16 protein-coding genes and 1 pseudogene are annotated in these 21,341 nt (G+C 68.1%); 4 read left to right on the top strand and 13 right to left on the bottom strand.

Going from position 1 to position 21,341, the window contains the following annotated elements; all coding sequences use genetic code 11:
• Window positions 1-87: 87 nt before the first annotated feature.
• Entirely contained in the window at window positions 88-2,433 is a 2,346-nt protein-coding gene (locus E1J61_RS26045; protein ID WP_133096833.1) for a Tex family protein, read from the top strand.
• A gap of 57 nt (window positions 2,434-2,490) precedes the next feature.
• On the opposite strand, the gene E1J61_RS26040 is transcribed toward E1J61_RS26045, so the two are convergent.
• Window positions 2,491-3,849 carry an ATP-binding protein gene (locus tag E1J61_RS26040; protein ID WP_133096832.1) on the bottom strand — a complete coding sequence of 453 codons (1,359 nt, stop codon included), beginning with the start codon at window positions 3,847-3,849 and terminating at the stop codon, window positions 2,491-2,493.
• Entirely contained in the window at window positions 3,846-4,517 is a 672-nt protein-coding gene (locus E1J61_RS26035; protein ID WP_133096831.1) for a response regulator, read from the bottom strand. The genes E1J61_RS26040 and E1J61_RS26035 overlap by 4 nt, the downstream gene beginning before the upstream one ends.
• 230 nt (window positions 4,518-4,747) lie before the next feature.
• Between E1J61_RS26035 and E1J61_RS26030 the strand changes: the two genes are divergently transcribed.
• Together E1J61_RS26030 and E1J61_RS26025 are read left to right on the top strand one after the other, a co-directional pair.
• A complete protein-coding gene (locus E1J61_RS26030) occupies window positions 4,748-6,490 on the top strand; it encodes a glycosyltransferase family 39 protein (protein ID WP_133096920.1) in 1,743 nt (580 codons plus the stop codon).
• A 65-nt stretch (window positions 6,491-6,555) separates the two neighbouring features.
• Window positions 6,556-7,478: pseudogene (locus E1J61_RS26025) on the top strand (bifunctional UDP-4-keto-pentose/UDP-xylose synthase).
• Between the two features lie 33 nt (window positions 7,479-7,511).
• Here E1J61_RS26025 and E1J61_RS26020 read toward each other — a convergent pair.
• The 11 genes from E1J61_RS26020 to E1J61_RS25970 all read right to left on the bottom strand — a co-directional run bounded on the left by E1J61_RS26020 (window position 7,512) and on the right by E1J61_RS25970 (window position 19,984).
• Window positions 7,512-8,591: an alpha/beta fold hydrolase gene (locus E1J61_RS26020; protein ID WP_133096830.1), complete on the bottom strand. Its 1,080-nt coding sequence runs from the start codon at window positions 8,589-8,591 to the stop codon at window positions 7,512-7,514.
• Between the two features lie 278 nt (window positions 8,592-8,869).
• Window positions 8,870-9,268 carry a hypothetical protein gene (locus tag E1J61_RS26015; protein ID WP_133096829.1) on the bottom strand — a complete coding sequence of 133 codons (399 nt, stop codon included), beginning with the start codon at window positions 9,266-9,268 and terminating at the stop codon, window positions 8,870-8,872.
• Between the two features lie 229 nt (window positions 9,269-9,497).
• Window positions 9,498-9,974 carry a hypothetical protein gene (locus tag E1J61_RS26010; protein ID WP_243736977.1) on the bottom strand — a complete coding sequence of 159 codons (477 nt, stop codon included), beginning with the start codon at window positions 9,972-9,974 and terminating at the stop codon, window positions 9,498-9,500.
• A gap of 281 nt (window positions 9,975-10,255) precedes the next feature.
• The gene (locus tag E1J61_RS26005; RefSeq protein ID WP_133096828.1) at window positions 10,256-12,157 is read right to left on the bottom strand and encodes a potassium transporter Kup; all 1,902 of its coding nucleotides are present in this window, start codon (window positions 12,155-12,157) and stop codon (window positions 10,256-10,258) included.
• Between the two features lie 318 nt (window positions 12,158-12,475).
• A complete protein-coding gene (locus E1J61_RS26000; protein ID WP_133096827.1) occupies window positions 12,476-13,213 on the bottom strand; it encodes an ABC transporter ATP-binding protein in 738 nt (245 codons plus the stop codon).
• Window positions 13,210-13,971 (bottom strand): ABC transporter ATP-binding protein, encoded by a 762-nt coding sequence (locus tag E1J61_RS25995; RefSeq protein ID WP_133096826.1) that lies wholly within the window; start codon window positions 13,969-13,971, stop codon window positions 13,210-13,212. Before E1J61_RS25995 ends, E1J61_RS26000 begins: the two co-directional genes overlap by 4 nt.
• A complete protein-coding gene (locus E1J61_RS25990) occupies window positions 13,968-15,056 on the bottom strand; it encodes a branched-chain amino acid ABC transporter permease (RefSeq protein ID WP_133096825.1) in 1,089 nt (362 codons plus the stop codon). Before E1J61_RS25990 ends, E1J61_RS25995 begins: the two co-directional genes overlap by 4 nt.
• 1 nt (window position 15,057) lies before the next feature.
• The gene (locus E1J61_RS25985) at window positions 15,058-15,924 is read right to left on the bottom strand and encodes a branched-chain amino acid ABC transporter permease (protein WP_063238635.1); all 867 of its coding nucleotides are present in this window, start codon (window positions 15,922-15,924) and stop codon (window positions 15,058-15,060) included.
• A 256-nt stretch (window positions 15,925-16,180) separates the two neighbouring features.
• A complete protein-coding gene (locus E1J61_RS25980; RefSeq protein WP_133096824.1) occupies window positions 16,181-17,383 on the bottom strand; it encodes an ABC transporter substrate-binding protein in 1,203 nt (400 codons plus the stop codon).
• Window positions 17,384-17,505: 122 nt separating this feature from the next.
• Window positions 17,506-18,321, bottom strand: a complete 816-nt coding sequence (locus E1J61_RS25975; protein ID WP_195429524.1) for an alpha/beta fold hydrolase — start codon at window positions 18,319-18,321, stop codon at window positions 17,506-17,508.
• Between the two features lie 25 nt (window positions 18,322-18,346).
• Window positions 18,347-19,984: a benzoate-CoA ligase family protein gene (locus E1J61_RS25970; protein ID WP_133096822.1), complete on the bottom strand. Its 1,638-nt coding sequence runs from the start codon at window positions 19,982-19,984 to the stop codon at window positions 18,347-18,349.
• 305 nt (window positions 19,985-20,289) lie between these two features.
• Here E1J61_RS25970 and E1J61_RS25965 point away from each other — a divergent pair, with 305 nt between their 5' ends.
• The gene (locus E1J61_RS25965; RefSeq protein ID WP_133096919.1) at window positions 20,290-21,252 is read left to right on the top strand and encodes a helix-turn-helix transcriptional regulator; all 963 of its coding nucleotides are present in this window, start codon (window positions 20,290-20,292) and stop codon (window positions 21,250-21,252) included.
• Window positions 21,253-21,341 lie beyond the last annotated feature (89 nt).

The following is a 21,341-nucleotide window of genomic DNA, read 5'->3' as shown; positions in this document are numbered from 1 at the left end:
CCCCTTGCGCGAAGCCGGCGGCAAGCGTGGCCGAACTGCGGCGCGCTTGTGGCAAAATGCCCCGCTTTCGACCGACTGCGTTTTCAGATGTCCAACCTGCCCGCTTCCGTCTCGCAAAAAATCGTGTCGCTCATCGCGGCTGAACTGTCCGTGCAGCCGCGCCAGGTCGCGGCCGCCGTGGACCTGCTCGACGAGGGCGCCACCGTCCCGTTCATCGCCCGCTACCGCAAGGAAGTGACCGGCAACCTGGACGACACGCAGCTGCGCAACCTGGAAGAGCGACTGCTCTACCTGCGCGACATGGAAGACCGCCGCGCGGCCATCCTGGCGTCGATCCAGGAGCAAGGCAAGCTCACGCCCGAGCTGCAGGCTGCCATCGAGGCCGCCGAAACCAAGCAGACGCTGGAAGACCTCTACCTGCCCTACAAGCCCAAGCGCCGCACCCGCGCCCAGATCGCGCGCGAATGCGGACTGGAACCGCTGGCGCTGGCGCTGCTGGCCGACCCCACGCTGGACCCGCAGGCCGAGGCCGCCAGGTACGTCAACGGCAACCCGACCGCCGACGGCGGCGTGCCCGATGTGAAGGCCGCGCTGGACGGCGCGCGCGACATCCTGTCCGAGCAGTTCGGCGAGACCGCCGAGTTGCTGGGCAAGCTGCGCGAACACCTGTGGAACAACGGCGTGGTCGCCTCCACCGTGATGGAAGGCAAGGAAACCGCCGAGGAAGAGAAGTTCCGCGACTACTACGCCTACAGCGAAACCATCCGCACGGTACCGTCGCACCGCGCGCTGGCGCTGTTCCGCGGCCGCAATGCGGGCGTGCTGATGGTCAAGCTGGGCCTGGGCGAAGAACAGGACGCGCTGGTGCCGCACCCGTGCGAAGGCATGATCGCGCGCCATGTCGGCATCCAGCAGCTGGGCCGCCCCGCCGACAAGTGGCTGGGCGACGTGTGCCGCTGGTGCTGGCGCGTGAAGGTGCAGCCGCACCTGGAAACCGAGCTGCTGACGCAGTTGCGCGAGACCGCCGAAAGCGAAGCCATCAAGGTGTTCGGCCGCAACCTGCATGAACTGCTGCTGGCCGCGCCGGCCGGGCCCAAGGCCGTGATGGGCGTCGACCCCGGCATCCGCACCGGCTGCAAGATCGCGGTGGTCGACAGCACCGGCAAGCTGCTCGACACGGCCACCATCTACCCGCACGAGCCGCGCCGCGACTGGAACGGTTCGCTCGCCACGCTGGCCCGCCTGGCGAAGCAGCACAACGTCGCGCTGGTCTCGATCGGCAACGGCACCGCCAGCCGCGAGACCGACAAGCTGGTGCAGGACCTGATGAAGCAGATGCCCGAGCTGAAGCTGACCAAAATCGTGGTCAGCGAGGCCGGCGCATCGGTCTACTCGGCGTCGGAACTGGCCGCCAAGGAATTCCCGGACCTGGACGTGTCGCTGCGCGGCGCGGTGTCGATCGCACGCCGCCTGCAGGACCCGCTGGCCGAACTGGTCAAGATCGATCCCAAGTCGATCGGCGTGGGCCAGTACCAGCACGATGTGAACCAGCGCGAACTGGCGCGTACCCTCGATGCCGTGGTGGAGGACTGCGTGAACGCCGTGGGCGTGGACGTCAACACCGCCTCGGCGCCGCTGCTGGCGCGCGTATCGGGCCTGAACACGGTGCTGGCGCGCAATATCGTCGAATACCGCGATGCCAACGGCGCCTTTGCCAACCGCAATGCGCTGAAGAAGGTGCCGCGCCTGGGCGACAAGACCTTCGAGCAGGCGGCCGGCTTCCTGCGCATCAACGATGGCGACAACCCGCTGGACCGCTCATCGGTGCACCCGGAAGCCTATCCGGTGGTGCAACGCATCCTGGACGCCATCAAGAAGGGCCTGCGCGACGTGATGGGCAACCGCGAAGCGCTGCGCGGCCTGTCGCCGGAAAAGTTCACCGACGAGTCGTTCGGCCTGCCGACCGTGCGCGACATCCTGTCCGAGCTGGAAAAGCCCGGCCGCGACCCGCGCCCCGAGTTCAAGACCGCGACCTTCCAGGAAGGCGTGGAGGACGTGAAGGACCTGCAGCCCGGCATGGTGCTGGAAGGCGTGGTCACCAACGTGGCGGCGTTCGGCGCGTTCGTCGATATCGGCGTGCACCAGGACGGCCTGGTTCACATCTCGGCGCTGTCGAACAAGTTCGTCAAGGACGCGCACGAAGTGGTCAAGGCCGGCCAGATCGTCAAGGTCAAGGTGATGGAGGTCGACGTCAAGCGCAATCGCATTGGACTGTCGATGCGGCTGGACGACGAGCCGGGCCAGGCGGCACCGCGAGCCGGCGGCGGCGACCGCGGCGGCCAGCGTAACGGCGGCAAGGGCTCCGGCGGCGGCCGCCGCGAGCCGGAGCCGGCGGGCGCGATGGCAGCGGCATTTGCCAAGCTCAAGCGCTGAACGGCACGCTCCACGCAAAATCAAGGACGCCCCGCACGAAACTGTGCGGGGCGTTTTTCATTGCGCGCCGCCGCGGGCGATCGTCACGACCAGTCCAGTCGCGCCGTCGGTCCGGTTGGCAAAGGCAAGGTCGAGTCCGTGCAGCCTCGCCACGCGCAGGGCGATGGAAACGCCGAGGCCATGCCCATGCTCGCGGTGCGCCCCGCCCCCGCGGAAGAAGCGGTCGCCGAGCCGCGCCAGCACATCGGGCGCGATGCCCGGCCCCTGGTCGCGCACGGAAATACCGCCCGGCTCAAAATCCACCGTGACCAGCGCGCCCGGCGGGCTGTAGCGGATGGCATTGTCGAGCAGGTTGCGCAGCAGCAGGGACAGCAGGTTGGCATCGCCCGCGACCGGCAGCGGTTCGCCGCCCTGCTCCGGCCATTCGAGCTCCACATCGACCTGCTTCTGCTGCGCCAGCGCCAGGCAGTCCGACAGCGCCTGCTGCGCCACCGGCAGCCAGCTGACCGGCTGGCGCGACGGCAGCGCCGAGGCATCCTCCAGCCGGCTCAGCGTCAGCAGCTGCGATACCAGCCGGCTGATGCGGTCGATGCCGGCGGCGACGTTGGCGCGGGCCCGGTCGCGCTCCACGGCGTCCGGCGAGCGCTCGGCAAGCTCCCATTGCGCCCTTAGCGCGGCCAGCGGCGTGCGCATCTCGTGCGCGGCGTCGGCGGTCAGGCGGCGCTCGTGCTCGATCGAATCCGACACGCGCTCCAGCAGCCGGTTCATCGCGTGGACCAGCGGTACCAGCTCGCCAGGCACCGCCGCCAGGCTGAGCGGCTGGCGATCGTCGGGCGCGCGCCGTTCGATGTCGGCCGACAACGCCCGCACCGGCGCCATCGCGCGGCGCGTGAACCAGATCAGCAGCGCGATCAGCAGCGGCAGGCCCGCGGCCCATGGCAGCACCTGCGCGGCGATATAGGACAGGATCAGCTCGTTGCGCTCGGCCAGTTGCTGGCCGACGCAGACACGCCAGCCGGTATCCGGATCGTCGAGGTAGTACAGCCGCCAGCGCTGGTGGTCGAGCACGGTATCGGTAAAGCCCTTCACGCCCGGCGCGCGCGGAAGCAGGTCGCCCTCCGGATCGATATGCAGCGGCTGCCCGTTTGGCAGCCACGCGGCGATGGCGAGGTCGCCGAGGCCGGCATCGCCCTGGTCGCCTTCCACCAGCTGCGGCAGCCGCGTGCGCGACGGCCCGGCGGCAAGGTCGACCATCGGCGCCACCGAGTGCATCTGCAGCGCCATGCGCACCATGTCGGTGTCATACAGCTCATTGATCTCATGCCGGGCGCGCACGTAGGTCAGGCCGATGGTCAGCAGCCAGACCACCGGCGTGGCGATCAGCACGGCCAGGATAAGCCGGCGCTGCAGCGTCATTGGCAGTCCTCGGCAGCGCCCAGCGTGTAGCCCGCGCCGCGGAAGGTGCGCACGATCCTGGGATGGATCTTTCGGCGCAGGTGGTGGATGTGGACTTCCAGCGCATTGCTTTCCACGCCGCCCTGCCAGTCATAGAGCTTGTCGCGCAGGAAATCGCGCGTCAGCAGGCGGTTGGGGTGTGCCAGCAGCAACTCGAGCAGCATGGCTTCGCGGCTGGTCAGCTCCACCGGCGTGCCGGCCCAGTATGCCTGCCGGCGGGCGGGATGGAATTCCAGCGCGCCGTGCTTCCACACCGGCGACGACATCCCCACGGCGCGGCGTGTCACGGCGCGCAGGCGCGCGGCCAGTTCGTCGAGCGCGACCGGCTTGACCAGGTAGTCATCGGCGCCGGCATCGAGCCCGCCGATGCGGCTTTCGATCGCATCGCGCGCGGTCAGCACGATCACGGGAATGCGGCAGCCGCGCGCGCGCCAGCGCGCCAGCAGCGCCATGCCGTCCTCGCCGGGCAGGCCGAGGTCCAGCACCACGGCGTCATAGCCGGCCATCTCGAGCGCATGGTCGGCCTCTGCGGCGGTGCTGAACCAGTCGACCGCATAGTCCAGCAGCTGCAGCCCGCGCCGCAGGCCGTCGCCGAGCATGGGGTCGTCTTCAACAATAAGGATTCTCATGTTCCGGGTTGTTATGCGGCCGTCACGCCACGCAGGGGATCGATTGTGCGCTTGCAAGCTTAATGTGCCATTAAGGTTGCCGGCTTATCCTCGCGCTCGCATTGCCAGGCCTTGTCCTGTTCAACGCCGCGCCTGGCGCCGGCGCCGACAAGGCCGTCAACTCTTCCGCCCGCGCCGCCTTGCCGTCACACCTGCCCTCCAGCCCTGCCAGCCCTGCCAGCCCCGCCGTTCTGCCACACGCCGAGCGCCTCGCCGCGCGGCCCGACCATGCCGTGCGCGTGGCAGGCATTCCCGCCATTGCGCTCGCGCTCGCGGTGCTGGCGTTCGCGCTGCTGTGGTTCGGCACGCTGGGGGCACGCCACCTGCTGGGACCGGATGAAGGCCGCTACGCCGAGATCGCGCGCGAGATGCTGGCCACCGGCGACTGGGTCACGATCCGCTATGACGGGCTGAAGTACTTCGAGAAGCCGCCCTTTCACCTGTGGGTGACGGCAGTGTCATATACGCTGTTCGGCATCGGCGAATGGCAGGCGCGGCTGTGCGTCGCGCTTGCCGGCCTGGCCGGCGTGGCGGCATCGATGCTGGCGGCGGCGCGCTGGTTCGGCGCGCGCGCGGGATGGCTGGCGGGGCTGGTGCTGGCATCGGCGCCGATGTGGAATGCCGCGGCACACTTCAATACTCTCGACATGACGCTCTCCGGCGTCCTGGCCTGCGCCCTGGCGGGCATGCTGCTGGCGCAGCACCCCCGCACCACGCCAACGTCGCGACGCAACTGGATGCTGGCATGCTGGACGGCGATGGGTATCGCGCTGCTGACCAAGGGGCTGGTCGGGGTGGTGCTGCCGGGACTGGCACTGGTGGCGTACACCTGCGTCACGCGCGACCTGGCGCTGTGGCGGCGCCTGCATGCGCTGGCGGGCATTGCGGTGATGCTGCTGGTGGCGGTGCCGTGGTACTGCCTGGTGGCACGTCGCAACCCCGAGTTCCTGCACTTCTTCTTCGTGCACGAGCACTGGCAGCGCTACACGTCGACGGTGCATGCGCGCCAGGGTCCGCCGTGGTACTTCGTGCCGCTGGTGCTGGGCGGGTTCATGCCGTGGCTTGGGGTGCTGCCCGCAATGGTCCGCACCGTCAGGCATCGCGCCGGGACCAGCGTGACCACCGTGACCACCACCATGACAATCGGCCCGGCACCGTTCCAGCCCGCGCTGATGTGCGCTGCGTGGGCATTGTCGATCTTCGCCTTCTTCAGCCTGTCAGGCTCCAAGCTGCCCGGCTACATCCTGCCGGTGTTCCCGGCGCTGGCGATCCTCGCCGGTGCCGCGCTGGCGCAAACCGGCGTGCCGGCGTGGCGCACGCAGCTTTGGGCGATGCTGGCGATCGGCGCGCTCGGGCTGCTGGCGAGTCCCGTGGTGGCGAACCTCGATTCCAACAACACACCGAACGTGCTCTATCGCGCCTACGCCGTATGGGTGGCGATGGCGTTTGCCCTCATCTGCGCCGGCACGCTCGCCGCGCTGTGGCTGCTGCGCCGGCACGGGCGCATGGCAAGCATCACGGCTTACGCGCTGGGCATGCTGCTGGCATTCACCGTTGCCCTGCTCGGCCATGAGGCCATCGGCCGCTCGGCCTCGGGCATCGCCCTGGCTGCGCCGATCGAGCGCGTGCTGCGGCCCGGCATGCCGCTCTATGGCGTGGGCATGCTCGACCATACGTTGCCCTTCTACCTGCGGCATCCGCTCACCATGGTGGCGCAGCCCGATGAACTGGCCTTCGGCACGGAGCAGGAGCCGCAGAAGTGGCTGCCGACCATCGACGCCTTTGTCGATGCGTGGCAGCACGGCCCGCGTGCCGTGGCGCTGTTGTCGCCGCGGACGTTTGCCGAACTGAGCGCGCGCGTGCCGATGCATGTGATCGCGCGCGACTGGCGGCGCGTGGCCGTGGCCAACTTCCCCGTCGCCGGCGTGCGCTAGCGTGCTGCCGGTGTTTCGTGCCGCACTCGTGCGGCACGCTTCTTTTCGATGCGATCGTCAACACAATGCAAGGCAAGAAAGTACTGATTCTCGGCGTCAACGGCTTCATTGGCCATCACCTGACGCGCCGCATCCTGGAAACCACGCCGTGGGAGGTCTACGGCATGGACATGAACACGGACCGATCTACGTGCGCCAGCCGCTGCGCGTGTTCGAGCTGGATTTCGAGGCCAACCTGCCGATCGTGCGCGCCGCGGTCAAGTACGGCAAGCACCTGGTGTTCCCGTCGACCTCGGAGGTCTACGGCATGTGCAGCGACGAGGAGTTCGACCCGGAAGCCTCGCCGCTGGTCTACGGCCCGATCAACAAGCCGCGCTGGATCTATGCCTGCTCCAAGCAACTGATGGACCGCGTGATCCACGCCTACGGCATGGAGCAGGGCCTCCACTACACGCTGTTCCGCCCCTTCAACTGGATCGGCGCGGGGCTGGACTCGATCTTCGAGTCGAAGGAAGGCTCGTCACGCGTCGTGACGCAGTTCCTCGGCCATATCGTGCGCGGCGAGCCGATCAGGCTGGTCGACGGAGGCGCGCAGAAGCGCGCGTTTGCCGATATCTCGGACGGCATCGGTGCGCTGATGCGCATCATCGAGAACCCGAGCGGCATCGCCAGCGGCAAGATCTTCAATATCGGCAATCCGGCCAACATCCATTCGGTGCGCGAGCTGGCCGAGATGATGCTGAAGATGGCCGCGGACTACCCCGAATACGCCGAGGAAGCGCGCAAGACGCAGATCGTCGAAACCTCGTCGGGCGACTTCTACGGCAAGGGCTACCAGGACGTGCAGCACCGCGTGCCGAAGATCGACAACACCGTCGAGGAGCTGGGCTGGAAGCCCGAGGTCACGATGGAGCAGTCGCTGCGCCGCATCTTCGAAGCCTACCGCGGGCACGTGGCCGACGCGCGCACGCTAGTGAACCAGTCGTAGGCGCAGGCAGGCAGGCCACAGGCGCTCGATGTCCTAAGCGTCCGCCCGGTCAAACCCCGCCTTGCGCGCCAGCACGATGGCCTGCGCGCGGTTCTCCACTTCCAGCTTGGCGAAGATGCTGGTGATATGGTTGCGCACGGTCTTTTCGCACAGGTCCAGGCGCGCGGCGATCTGGGCGTTGTCGCGGCCCTGCGCGATCAGCTCGACGATATCGCGCTCGCGCCGCGTCAGCGCGGTGAAGGCGGGATCGCGCACCGGTGCCGAGGCCGGCAAGAAGGCACGCACCTCGTCGAGCCACCGGTTCCAAGCGGGCTCGGTGTCGAGCAGCAGGTGATTGCCGCTTTCCAGCGGCACGAAGCGCGCGCCGGGAATTTCGCTGGCGATCAGGCGGCCCTCGTCGAACGGCACGCGCGCGTCGCGCACCGCATGCAGCACCAGCGTCGGGCACGTGACCCTCGGCAGCAGTTCGACCACATCGATCTCGTTGAACACGCGCATGAAGCGCGCGGCATTCAGCGGCGACGTGGAGACCCGCTCCAGCTCGTTGAACCACGCATGCTGCTCGGCCGTGCCGCCCGGGATGAACTGGGTCGTGAAGAACTGGCGGAAGGCGGGATTCTCCTGGCCCCAGCCTAGCTCGGCGAGCTTGTTCATCAATTCGGCTTCCTCGCGCAGGCGCGGGCTCAGGTTGTCGCGCTTGAGCCGCCCGCGCGCATAACCGCCGTGCAGGATCAGGTGGCTGACGCGCTCGGGGTGCGCCACGGCGTAGGCCACGGCGATCGATGCGCCCTGCGAGATACCCAGCAGCGGGAAATGCTCCACGCCGTTGGCATCGACGATGGTTTCGAGGTCGCGCAGCCACGCGTCGAACGACAGGTCTTCGATATCGCGGTCGGACAGCCCGCAGCCGCGTTCGTCATAGCGGATCAGCGTGTGGTGCGCCGACAGGGCCATGATCATGTGGCTCCACACCGGGCTGTCCACATCGAACTCGAGGTGGCTCATCCAGTTGGCCGCCTTCACCAGCGGCGCGCCGCTGCCCGTGACGGCGTAGGCAAGGCGAACGCCATCCCGGCTGGTGCACAGGCGAATCTGCTGCTTGAACATCGGCATGTCGGGCCGCGCGGTGCTGGGACGGCCTGCCGGCGGCGCGGCCCTCGGGACCGTGCCTGCCAGGCGGGCGCGCCGCGTGACTTCACTAGTGTAGGAAAGGATCGGTGCGGCTTTGCAAGGGATTGCGCAAGCGCGCATGCCGTTGCGCGAATGCACCGGCCCGGCATGAAACCGGGCCGGTGGTCAGGGACGAGCGTGCGGCAGCGTTTGGCACGGGCGGGTCCTGACGCACATGCGGGCGCATGTGCGCTGGCATGGTGCCTCACCGAGGCACGCGGTTATGCATGGCTGAGGCATTCGCCACTGTCGCGCGGGCCGCTGCGTGCGCCGTCGCTGTAGCCGTCGCGCGATCTGGTGCGGGTCCCTTCCGTAAACGGGTCGAACTGTCCCATGCGCGCGCCGTCAGTATATGGATCGGGCTTGCGCATGCCGTCACCGTACGGATCAAAGTCACGGACCGCGCACACTGACATGCCCTGGCGCGCCACCACGGACAACATCGTGGCCTCGGGCCCGTGCGCTCCGTCGCTGAAGGCGTCGCGCTGTCCGTGGCGGACATGCGCGGCAGTCCGCGTGGCTTCGTCACCCGCCCCGGCGTGGGCGGTCGGGCTCGCGCCGGCCGCCAGTGCGGCAAGTGCGGTGACGGTGAGCAGGGTCTCGGCAAACTTCTTATGCATTGCTATCTCCAACCGGGGATGCCGGCAGCGTGGCCGCTGCGGTCCCTCATGCAAGGCGATCACCAACGCACGGGCCGCACGGGATCGCCTTGGCCGTGCGGGCCGATTGCCCGGCGCCTGCCGGCTGCCCTCCCATCGCGGCAGCGGTGCGGCGCCTGACTCCTGGATCAGGAAGATGCGGGTGTGGGGGGTGCGGGCGCGCATGGCGCCCCGCTTCAGTCGCTCAACGTCAGTGCAGCCATCCGAACATCGCGAGCAGCGGCACCAGCGGCACCAGCGGCATTAGCGGCAACAGCGCCGGCGACGGCATCAGCCGCGCCGGACTGCGCCAGCGTGCCGCCAGGCCCGCCGACACGCGGTCGGCGGCCAGCTGCACCGCGGTGCGCCAGAGCGTCGCATCCGGCGCCTGGCGGCCGCGCAGGGAGCGCGCCAGCGACAACGCGCGTCCCAGCTCGCGCGCCGGCGCGCCGTGATCGTGGTCCAGCTCGCGCAGCGAGGCCAGCCACGACTCCCAGTTCGCGTGTGAATGACAGAAGACGTAGAGCAGCAGCAGCGCCGGCGGCAGCAGCACCGCGCCGGTGGGCGCGATGCGCTCGCGCAGCATGCGTCGCAGCCATGGCGGCAGCGCACGTCGCGGCAGGCGCGCGCGACGGGCTTCGTCGGCATGCCGGCTGGACGGGCGAGACCACTGCTGCAACGAACGCATGGCACGGCTCCTCGAGGAGGCGGACCGCCACGAAGGGGTCCTGTGACAAGTTGAGGGTTGCATTGTCCGGCCCGGGGCCGGCGCGCGCATGAGGCCGTGGTCCCGGGCCGGCTGCTGCGACGCCCGGGTTTCCGGGACAAGTGCCCCGGGGGAGCGCCGGCGGGTGGCGCATGGCAGACGCGCGCCTCGACCGCGCGGGCCGCGTCAGACAAAAAAGCCCCGGGACACGCCTTGCGGCGCCGTCCCGGGGCTTGCAGCGGCGGGCACCAGGCCCGCCCGCTTCAGATCTCGACCTTGGTACCCAGCTCCACCACCCGGTTGGCCGGGATCTGGAAGAAATCTGACGGCTTGGCGCCGTTCTGATGCATCCAGGCGAACAAGCTTTCGCGCCACATCGTCATGCCCGGCAGCTTGGACGGAATCACCGATTCGCGCGCGATGAAGAACGAGGTTTCCATCAGCTCGAAATGCATGCCGAGCTTGCGGTCGGCCAGGTCCAGCACCTTCTGCACGTCCGGCGTTTCCTTGAAGCCGTATTCCGACTTCAGGATAAAGACGCCGCCGCCCAGGTCCTTGCAGCTCAGGCGATGATCGTCGTCGACATACGGCACGTCGCGCGTGATGAAGTGCAGGAACACCACGCGCTCGTGCAGCACGCGGTTATGCTTGAGGTTGTGCAGCAGCGACACCGGCACCGACTCGGTGTTGCCGGTCAGGAAGACCGCGGTGCCCTCGACGCGGTGCGGCGGGTGCGCCAGCAGGCCGGCGATGAACGGCTCCAGCGGGATGCCGTCTTCCAGGCTGCGCGCGCGCAGCAGCTTGCGGCCGCTGTACCAGGTCATCAGCATGAAGAAGGCCATGCTGCCCAGCAGCAGCGGGAACCAGCCGCCTTCGGCGACCTTGAGCAGGTTGGCGGCAAAGAACGACAGGTCGACCAGCAGGAAGCCCGCGCCGACCAGTACCACCAGCGCCGTGTTCCACTTCCACACATTGCGCATGCACACCGCCGCCAGGATGCTGGTGATGACCATGGTCGTGGTCACGGCGATGCCGTAGGCCGCCGCCAGGTTCTCGGACTTCTTGAACGAGATCACCACGCCGATCACCAGCACCAGCAGCAGCCAGTTGACCACCGGCAGGTAGATCTGGCCGATCTCCGCGGCCGAGGTGTAGCGCACGCGCATGCGCGGCACAAAGCCCAGCTGGATCGCCTGGCTGGTCAGCGAGAAGGCGCCGGAGATGACCGCCTGCGAGGCGATCACCGTCGCGCAGGTGGCCAGCAGCACCATCGGGATCAGCAGCGGCTCCGGCACCATCAGGTAGAACGGGTTCTCGGCGCCGGCGGGGTTTTGCAGCAGCATCGCGCCCTGGCCGAAGTAGTTCAGCATCAGGCACGGCATCACCAGGATGAACCAGCCGATGCGGATCGGCCGCGCGCCGAAATGGCCCATGTCGACGTACAGCGCCTCGGCCCCGGTCAGCACCAGGAACACCGAGCCCAGCACGATAAAGGCCTGCAGCGCATGCTCGACCAGGAAGGTGATGCCGTACAGCGGATTGACCGCCTTGAGGATTTCCGGCGCCTGGACCAGGTTGAACACGCCCAGCGCACCCAGCGTCACGAACCAGGCCGTCATGATCGGACCGAACAGCTTGCCCACCGCGTGGGTGCCATGCCGCTGGATCAGGAACAGCCCGGCCAGGATGGCCAGAGTGATCGGTATCACGAATTGCGACAGCTGCGGCGCCGCGATCTCCAGCCCTTCCACCGCCGACAGCACCGAGATCGCCGGCGTGATGACCGCATCGCCATAGAACATGCAGGCGCCGAAGATGCCGAGCATCATCAGGATCTTTGCCTTGCCCGAGCGCGGCGCCACGGTACGCAGCACCAGCGCCATCAGCGCCAGCACCCCGCCCTCGCCGTCGTTGTCGGCGCGCATCACGAACACCACGTACTTGATCGAAACCACGATGATCATGGCCCAGAACAGCATCGAGATGACGCCCAGTACGGCGTCGGGGCTGAAGGCGATGCCATGTTCCTTGCTGAAGCACTCCTTGAGCGCGTACAGCGGGCTGGTGCCGATGTCGCCGAAGACGACGCCGACCGCGCCGAGCACCAGGGCGCGTGTACTGGGACTTTCGACGAAATAATGGCTGGTTGTGGACTGGGTAGTCATGAGATTGGGTCTGCCCGGCCGGCTTGCCGGCAGTTTTGTTGGCTCTGGCAGCCGCCACCCGGCGCGGGGTGCCGACTGCTGCGACCGTTTTCCGGCGCTTTTTGCGTTCTATTGCATTGCACAAACCCGCGCAATTCTAGATGAACTGCCCGCGCACGACCACTCCGCGTGATCCGGATGCCGTTTTCGTGACTCAGCAAGCATGGGAGGGAAGTGGCCGGTGGTCAAGGCCTGGGTAAGCAAAACAGCCTGTCCTTGCGCCCGCAAGGCCCGTTGCGGCAGGGCAACATTTGTGCGTCAGGCAGCACCCGGGACGGCCTATACGCCGAGGTAACGATCCAGCGCCTCCGGCTTTCCGGCCAGGTCGGCCGCCGGGCCGGCCAGCACCACCCGGCCTTTTTCCAGCACCACGGCGCGGTCGGCGTGGGCCAGCACCGAGCGGAAGTTGCGGTCTACCACCACCGAAGCGATCCCGGTGGCGCGCACCGTGGCGATGACTTCCCAGATCTCGCGCACGATGCGCGGGGCCAGCCCTTCGGTGGCTTCGTCCAGCACCAGGCAGTCGGGATTGGTCATCAGCGCGCGGCCGATCGACAGCATCTGCTGCTCGCCGCCGGACAGTTGCTGGCCGCCATGCGAGAGGCGCTCCTTCAGGCGCGGGAACAGGTCGAGCACACGCGCCTCGTCCCAGTCGTTGCGGCCATTGCAGCCCTTGCGGGCGGCCATCAGCAGGTTTTCACGCACCGACAGGCTGGGGAAAATGCCCCGCCCTTCCGGCACGTAGGCGACGCCGAGGCGCGCCACCTCGTAAGGCTGCGCCCGCGACATGTCACGGCCGGCCACGCGGATCTGCCCCTGGCGCTGGCGCACGTGGCCCAGCAGCGTGCGCAACAGCGTGCTCTTGCCCATGCCGTTGCGCCCCAGCAGGCCCACGGTCTCGCCCACGCCCACGGTGAAATCGATGCCGCGCAGCACATGGCTGGAGCCGTACCAGGCGTTGATGCCGGTGGCTTCGATCATCGGTGTGCTGGTGAGTGTGCTAGTAGGCGTACTCATGCGGCCTCGTTTTCTTCTTCGCCCAGGTAGGCAAGCTGGACTTCGCGGTTGGACCGGATCGCCTCGGGCGTGCCGGTGGCGATCACCACGCCGTTGACCATCACGGTGATACGGTCGGCAACCGAGAACACCGCGTCCATGTCGTGTTCGACCAGCAGGATGGCATGGCCCTCGCGCAGGCCGCGCAGCAGCCCGAGCATGCGCGTCGATTCCTCGGCGCCCATGCCGGCGAGCGGCTCGTCGAGCAGCAGCGCAACCGGCTGCGTAGCCAGGCACATCGCCACCTCGAGCTGGCGCTTCTGGCCATGCGCCAGGTCGCTGGCGCGCCGGTCCGCCAGCGGCGCCAGGCCGGCGCGCTCCATCGCCTCGTCGGCCAGCGTGGCGCTGGTGCGGCAGCCCTGCGCGCTTTCCCACAGGCGCCAGGCCCGCTGCGCGCGCGACTGCGCCGCCAGCCGGCAGTTCTCGCGCACGGTCAGCGGCAGGAAGATGTTGTTGCGCTGGTAGCTGCGCCCCACGCCGTGCCGTGCCAGGCGCGGCTGCGACCAGCCGGTGACCTCCTCGCCCTTCAGGAACAGGCGCCCTGACGTCGGCGGCAGCTCGCACGACAGCATGTTGATCAGCGTGGACTTGCCCGCGCCATTGGTGCCGATCACGGCATGGATCTCATGCAGCGCCAGCGACAGGTCGACGCCGGCCACGGCAGTAAGGCCGCCAAAGCGGCGCGTGAGCTGCTGCGCCTGCAGTACCGGGGTGTTCATGCGGCCTCCGTATTTCGCGCGTTGCCATCATTGGTCTCGCTGGCTTCGCTCCCCTGCCCGCCATTGTGCCGCCCGGTCTTGCCGCGGCGCCCGTGCCGCAGCACCGCGGGCAGGCTCACCAGCCCCCGCGGCAGCAGCGCGACGGCAACGATGATGAAGCCGCCCATCACGAGCTGCCAGTGCTTGGTCAGCGTGCTGAACCATTCGGCCAGCAGCACGAACGAAAACGCCCCCAGCACCGCCCCGGCAAGGCTGCCGACACCGCCCAGGATCACCATCAGCATGGCGTTGCCCGACTGGTGCCACGACGCGATCTCCGGGTTGACGAAGCCGAACTGGATCGCATAGAGGAAGCCGGCCAGCCCCGCCAGCACCCCGCCGGCGACAAAGGCGCCTAGCTGGTACCGATAGGTGGCATAGCCGGCGGCGCGCATGCGCTGCTCGTTATGGCGGATGCCCACCAGCGCATGGCCGAAGCGCGAACGCAGCACCAGCGCCAGCAGCGCGACCGTGGCCACCAGGCCCGCCCACACCAGCCAGTAGAAGTGCGTGGGGTCGGTGACGGTCAGCAACTGCTCGCCCGGCACCGGGAATTCCGGGCGGAAATAGATATAGGTGCCGTCGCTGCCGCCCGCGAGCTTGGTGTCATGGAAGACGAAGTAGACCATCTGCGCGAAGGCCAGCGTCACCATGATGAAATACACGCCGCGCGTGCGCAGCACCAGCGCGCCCACCACCAGCGCCAGCCCAGCCGAGGCGGCCAGCGCGCCGGCCAGCAGCAGCCAGCCGTTGCCCGGCCCGGATTGCGGCGCGAGCATCGCGGTGGCGTAGGCCGCCATGGCGAAGTACGCGGCATGCCCGAGGCTCACCAGCCCGGTATAGCCGATCAGCAGCTGCAGCGACAGCGCGAAGATCGCCATGATCATCACCTTGCTGAGCAGCTCGATATAGAACTTGTGGCTGTCCGCGGTCAGCAGCAGCGGCAGCACCGCCAGCACGGAGAAGGCCACCAGCCAGCCCAGCGCGGCAAGCAGCGCGGCATTGCCGCGGGAATGCCGGCGCGCCGGCAATGTCGTCGGATTCATGTCAGCCCGCCTTGAACAGCCCCTGCGGCTTCCACAGCAGGATCACCGCCATCAGCAGGTAGATCAGCACGCCGGCCGCCTCCTGCCAGAACACCTTGCCAAAGGTATCGACGAAGCCCAGCAGCAGCGAGGCCACCAGCGCGCCCTTGACCGAGCCGATACCGCCGATCACCACCACCACGAAGCACACGATCAGCACCTGCCCGCCCATGCCCGGATACACTGACGACACCGGCGCCGAGATCATCCCCGCCAGCACCGCCAGCGCCACGCCCAGCGCGAACACGAAGCGGTACAGCACGGTGATGTTGATGCCGAGCGACTGCACCATCTCGCGGTTGGTCGCGCCCGCGCGGATCATCATGCCCAGCCGCGTGCGCCGGATCACGTAGTACATGGCCGCGGCCACCGCCAGGCACACCGCGGAGATAAAGAGCCGGTACACCGGGTACGTCATGTCGTTGCCGATCGGCAGCGCGCCGTCGAGCAGCGCCGGCACCTGCACGCCGTGCACATCGTCGCCGACCAGGATGCTGCGCAGCTCTTCGAACACCAGGATCAGGCCGTAGGTCATCAGCACCTGCTGCAGGTGGTCGCGCTCGTACAGGTAGCTGAAGAACGCCCACTCCAGCACGTAGCCGAACACCACCGCCAGCACGATGCCGAGCGGGATCGCGATAAACAGGTTGCCGGTCAGCCCGGCGAGCGTGAAGGCAAGGTATGCGCCCAGCATATAGAAGCTGCCGTGCGCCAGGTTGATCACGCCCATGATGCCGAAGATGAGCGTCAGGCCGCTGGCGACCAGGAACAGCAGCAGGCCGTACTGCACGCTGTTCAGGCACTGGATGAGGAAGGAGACGATGTCCATGCGGGCACTTCTGCAGACTACGACAGGGAAGACGGTTTTGGGTGCGCCAAAGCCGCCCGAACTTGCCTGAGCAAGGTGTTCTCCCTCTCCCCGCATGGGGAGAGGGGTGGGGTGAAGGGTGGTATAGCCAGGTACCAGATCAAGCGGAGCCTTCGGTCTTGAACCGATGGGCGTCAGCCTTTGACCCGCATGCCCTCACCCCCTGCCCCTCTCCCGCAGGCGGGAGAGGGGAGCAAACACGCGGGTATTGAAGCGCTTACAGCCTGCACCCACGCGCCGGATCCGCCAGCGCCTTCACCGCCACCGAGCTGACCTTGTTCTCGCGCCCGTCCACCTTGCGCAGGTAGAAATCCTGCACCGGGTTGTGCGCCTTCGACAGCGTAAAGGCACCGCGCGGGCTGTCGATCTTGGCCGCGCCCATGGCCTTGTACAGGTCGGCCTTGCGCGTCATGTCGCCCTTGACCGCACTGGCACCGGCCGCGAGCAGCTGTGCCGCGTCATACCCCTGCACCGCGTAGACGTCGGGCTGCAGCTTGAAGGTCTTGGCGTAGTCCAGCCGGAAGTTCTTGTCGCGCGCATTGCTCAGGCCGTCCGCGTAGTGCAGCGTCGTTTCCAGCCCCTGCGCGGCGTTGCCCTGCGCTTCCAGCGTGCCGTCGGTCAGGAAGCCCGAGCCGTACAGCGGGATCTTGTCCTTCAGCCCCGCCGCGGCCCAGTCCTTGACGAACTTGACCGCGCCGCCGCCGGCAAAGAACACGAACACGGCATCCGGCTTGAGCGAAGCCACCTCGGTGATCAGCGCCTGGAATTCGACGTTGGGGAAGGGCAGGCTCAGCTCCTTCACCACCTTGCCGCCCTTGGCCTCGAAGGCCTCCTTGAAGCCCTTGACCGACTGCTCGCCGGCGGCGTATTTCCACGTCAGCGTCACCACCTTCTTGAGCCCGCGCTCGGCCAGCACCTGGCCCATCGCATAGCCCGGCTGCCAGTTCGAGAATGAAGTGCGGAAGATGTTCGGGCCGCACAGCGGACCGGTGGCTTCATCGACGCCGGCGTTGGGGATGATCAGCAGCGTGTTGTTTTCCTTGGCGACCTTGACGATGCCCATCTGCACGCCCGAATGCACCGTGCCGACCACCACGTCGACCTGGTCGCGCTTGACCAGCTTGGTGGCGTTTTCCGGGGCCTTGGCGGGGTCGGATTCATCGTCGACCTTGAAGTATTCGATCTCGCGGCCGCCGAGCTTGCCGCCCTGCTGCTGCACATACATGCGGAAGCCGTTCTCGATGGCGGTGCCGAGCGCCGCGTACGTGCCGGTGTACGGCAGCATGAAGCCGACCCTGATCTTGCCGCCCGGCGCGGGCTGGGCTGGCGGGGCGGGCTGGGCCGAGGCGCCGGCCATGGCAAACACGGTGGCGGCGGCAAGGCAGGCAGGCGCGAGCCCGCGCGGTGTGAAGCGACGCATCAATGTCTCCTGGTGGTCAAGCCGGCGGCTTACCGGACCGTTGCCGGTCCCCCTGCCGCTGCCGTGGCCTGCGACGGCGCATGCTGCGCCGCGGACCCTGCGGAGCGGGCGGGGAAGCCCAATTATTTTAGGTATGAAGTATGTGTGTTTATATGCCGAACCGCGGCCTGCGTCAACGCCTCAGGCTGGTCGCGGTGTGGCGAATGCCCGCATCGCGCGAGTTTAAGCAACGTGGTTTGTGGGGCATATCGATGGATACCCTCGATCTGCGCCATGGTGCCGTACTCGTCGTCTTCGCCCTGCACCGCCAGCACCGGGCCCGTGAGCCCCGACAGCAGCGGACGCAGGTCCCACTGGCGGAAATCCGGGTCGAGCCAGATATCGTTCCAGCCCCAGAAGGCGGATTCGACGTCGTCATGATGGCGCCCCAGCCGCTGGCGCAGGTCGGTGTCGAGATAGACCTGGCGCGTGGCGGCGATGCTGCTTACTGACAGGTCTTCCACCACGATATGCGGCGCGAGCACGGTGATGCCGTCCAGCGCCTGCGGGAAGCTGGCGGCATAGATCAGCGCGATGGAAGCGCCATCGCTGTGCCCCATCAGCCAGGGCACGCCATGCTTGCGGCCGGGCCCGATATCGAGCGCGTCGAACAATGCCGGCAACGCCTCGCGCGCCTGGCGGTGCATGAAATCGGGGCGCCATTTCTCGGCATGCGGGCGCGGCGTGGAACGGCCGTAGCCGTAGCGTGAGAACACCAGCCCGCGATAGTCGCCGGCCTCGCAGAAATCGCGCGGGAAATCGCGCCACATGCTGACCGAGCCCAGGCCTTCGTGCAGGAAGACCACCAGCGGACGCTGCGTGCGCTCGGGGCGCAGCCACTGGTATTCGATCTGGATACGGCGTTCGTCGAAGGGGATTTCCACCAGGCTGGTGGGCATCGGCATCTTGTCGTCTGGCATCGCTTCAGGAAGGAGTTGTCTGGGACTGGCGCGCGGCTTCCTCGCGCTGGCGCAGCCGGAAACGCTGGATCTTGCCGGTGGCGGTCTTGGGCAGTTCCGGCACGCATTCGATCTGGCGCGGGTACTTGTACGGCGCGAGGCGCGCCTTGATGAACGCCTGCAGCTCCGCGGCCATGCCGTCCTGCCATTGCTGGCCCGGCCGCAGCACGACGAAGGCCTTGGGCTTGACCAGCTCGTCGGCATCGGCCACGCCGATCACCGCGGCTTCGAGCACGGCCGGGTGCAGCGCCAGCGCGGCTTCGACCTCGAACGGCGAGACGTAGATGCCGCCGACCTTGAGCATGTCGTCGCTGCGCCCTGCATAGGTGTAGTAGCCGTCGGCATCGCGCAGGTACTTGTCGCCGCTGCGCGTCCATTCGCCGACAAAGGTGTCGCGGGTCTTGTCGCGATTGCACCAGTACATCAGCGCCGCGCTCGGTCCCTTGATGTAGAGGTCGCCGATCTCGCCAGGCGCGCACGGTTCGCCGCGCTCGTCCAGCAGCTTCAGTTCGTAGCCCGGGACGGCCATGCCCGTGGTGCCGTAGCGCACCTCGCCGGGCCGGTTCGACAGGAAGATATGCAGCATCTCCGTGGAGCCGATGCCATCCAGGATGTCGCAGCCGAAATGCGCCAGGAAACGCTCGCCGATATCGCGCGGCAATGCCTCGCCGGCGGAGGTGCACACGCGCAGGGCCACGTCGCTGCGCACGGGCAGGTCGGGCGCGGCGAGCATGCCGGCGAACAATGTCGGCACGCCGCAAAACACTGTTGGCCGCTGCTCCCGCAGTCGCCGGAACACCGCCGTCGGCGTGGGCCGTTCGGCCATCAGCACGGTGGTCGCGCCAACCGACATCGGGAAGGTCAGCGCATTGCCCAGCCCGTAGGCGAAGAACAGCTTGGCGGCCGAGAACACGACGTCGTCCTCGCGAATGCCGAGCACCTGGCGGGCATAGAGATCGGCGGTGTAGAACAGGTTGCCGTGGGTATGCACCGTGCCCTTGGGGCGGCCGGTCGAGCCCGACGAATAGAGCCAGAACGCCATGTCATCGGGGCCGGTGCGCGCGACCGGCGCCGGCGAGCGGGTGCGCGCCAGCATCGCGCCCACGCTGCATGCCGGCGCCGCATCGCCGTGCGGGGCGGCCTGGATCACCATCGGCGACAGGCCGCTCTTGTCGATCGCTGCCTGCATCACCGGCAACAGCGGCGTCGATACCACCGCTGCGCGGGCGCCGCTGTGCGCGAGCATGTACGCATAGTCGTCCGCGGTCAGCAGCGTGTTGACCGCCACCGGCACCACCCCGGCCAGCAGGCAGCCGAGAAACACCGTGGGGAAGTCGACGGTATCGAGCGCGCACAGCAGCAGCCGCTCTTCCTGCCGGAATCCCGCATCGCGCAGCGCGCCGCCAAAGCGGCGGGCGCGGGCATCGAGCGCGGCGTAGGTCAGCGAAGTGGCGTCGTCGACATAGGCGACCTTGTCGCCCCGCCCTGCTTCGAGGTTGCGCGAAAGCAGGTCTTCGGCGGCGTTGTAGCGCGTCGGCAGCACCGCGACGGTGCCGTCCGGCGCTGCAGTGCCGGCAATGGCGGCGGTATTCGGGGGCGTCATGTCTCCACTCCTTGGTGTCGCATGCCGCGCGCTGCCTGGACCGGTAGCTGCGCGCCAGGCGCCAGGCCAGTCGCTGTTATCGCGATGTCCGGATCACGTGCGTGCCGGCATCCGCTTTGCGATGCATTTTATTTCATATCAACTATTATGCAAGCAAGGGGATGCACTATAAGACAGCGCCTTGCGGGGAGCCGCCGGGCGGGAGCCCGAAGCACCACAGGGCGCGGCAACCCTGCTCGTATAATGCGCCCTTGCTTTTTGCCAGGCGGCCCAGGCGCCGCCCGGCCAACATGACCTTCGACACCATGCGCCGCGACCCAGCCCTGCTGCCTGCCACCGACCCCGACGCCCGCCCCGCGCGCGAAGCGTCCGCGCCGGCCGCCAATGCCGAGCGCGACCCCTACCTGACCCAACTGGGCGACCGCATCCGCTCGCTGCGCGCCTCGCGCGGCATGTCGCGCAAAGACCTGGCGCGCGGCGCCGGCGTGTCCGAGCGCTACCTCGCCAACCTCGAAACCGGCACCGGCAATGCCTCGGTGCTGCTGCTGCGCCAGGTGGCCGGCGCGCTCGACGTGCCGCTGCCGGTGGTGCTGGCCGAGGTGGACGGCCCGAACGGCTTGAACGGCCAGCAGGCGACGGAGTTCGCGCAGATGGTGCAATGGCTGGCGCAACTGCCGGCCGCGGACCTCGCGCGCGTGCGCGAAGCCTGCCGCCATGCGCTGGCGCCTGAAGAATCCGGTGACGCGCGCCACCGCCGCATCGCGCTGATCGGCCTGCGCGGCGCCGGCAAGTCCACGCTGGGCCGCGCGCTGGCGGCCGCGCGCGACGTGCCCTTCGTCGAACTGAACACCGTGATCGAGCAGGAAGCCGGCGCCAGCCTGTCCGAAATCCATTCGCTGTATGGCCAGGCCGCCTACCGCCGCTACGAGATGCGTGCGCTGGAACGCACGCTGCGCGAGAACGAGCGCATGGTGCTGGCCACGCCGGGCAGCCTGGTGTCGGAGCCGGGCACCTTCAACCTGCTGCTGGCGCACTGCTACACCATCTGGGTGCGCACCTCGCCGGAAGAGCACATGGCGCGCGTGGTGGCCCAGGGCGACATGCGCCCGATGGAAGGCAACCGCGAGGCCATGGCCGACCTGCGCCGCATCCTGCAGGCGCGCACGCCGCTGTACGCCCGCGCCGATATCTCGATCGACACCAGCGGCCTGGATGCCGCGACCTCGCTGCAACAGCTGCGCGCACAACTGCAGGCCGCGGGCGCCTGACCTCGCTTTACCCCCTCTCACCCCGCACGCGTTCCGCGCGCGGGGCAATCAGGCATTGCGCCGCGCCCTCCTCTGCACTATATTTCATC

The organism is Cupriavidus sp. L7L (genome assembly GCF_004353535.1).
GTDB lineage: Bacteria > Pseudomonadota > Gammaproteobacteria > Burkholderiales > Burkholderiaceae > Cupriavidus > Cupriavidus oxalaticus_A.
This window is presented reverse-complemented; position numbering and strand designations above follow the sequence as displayed.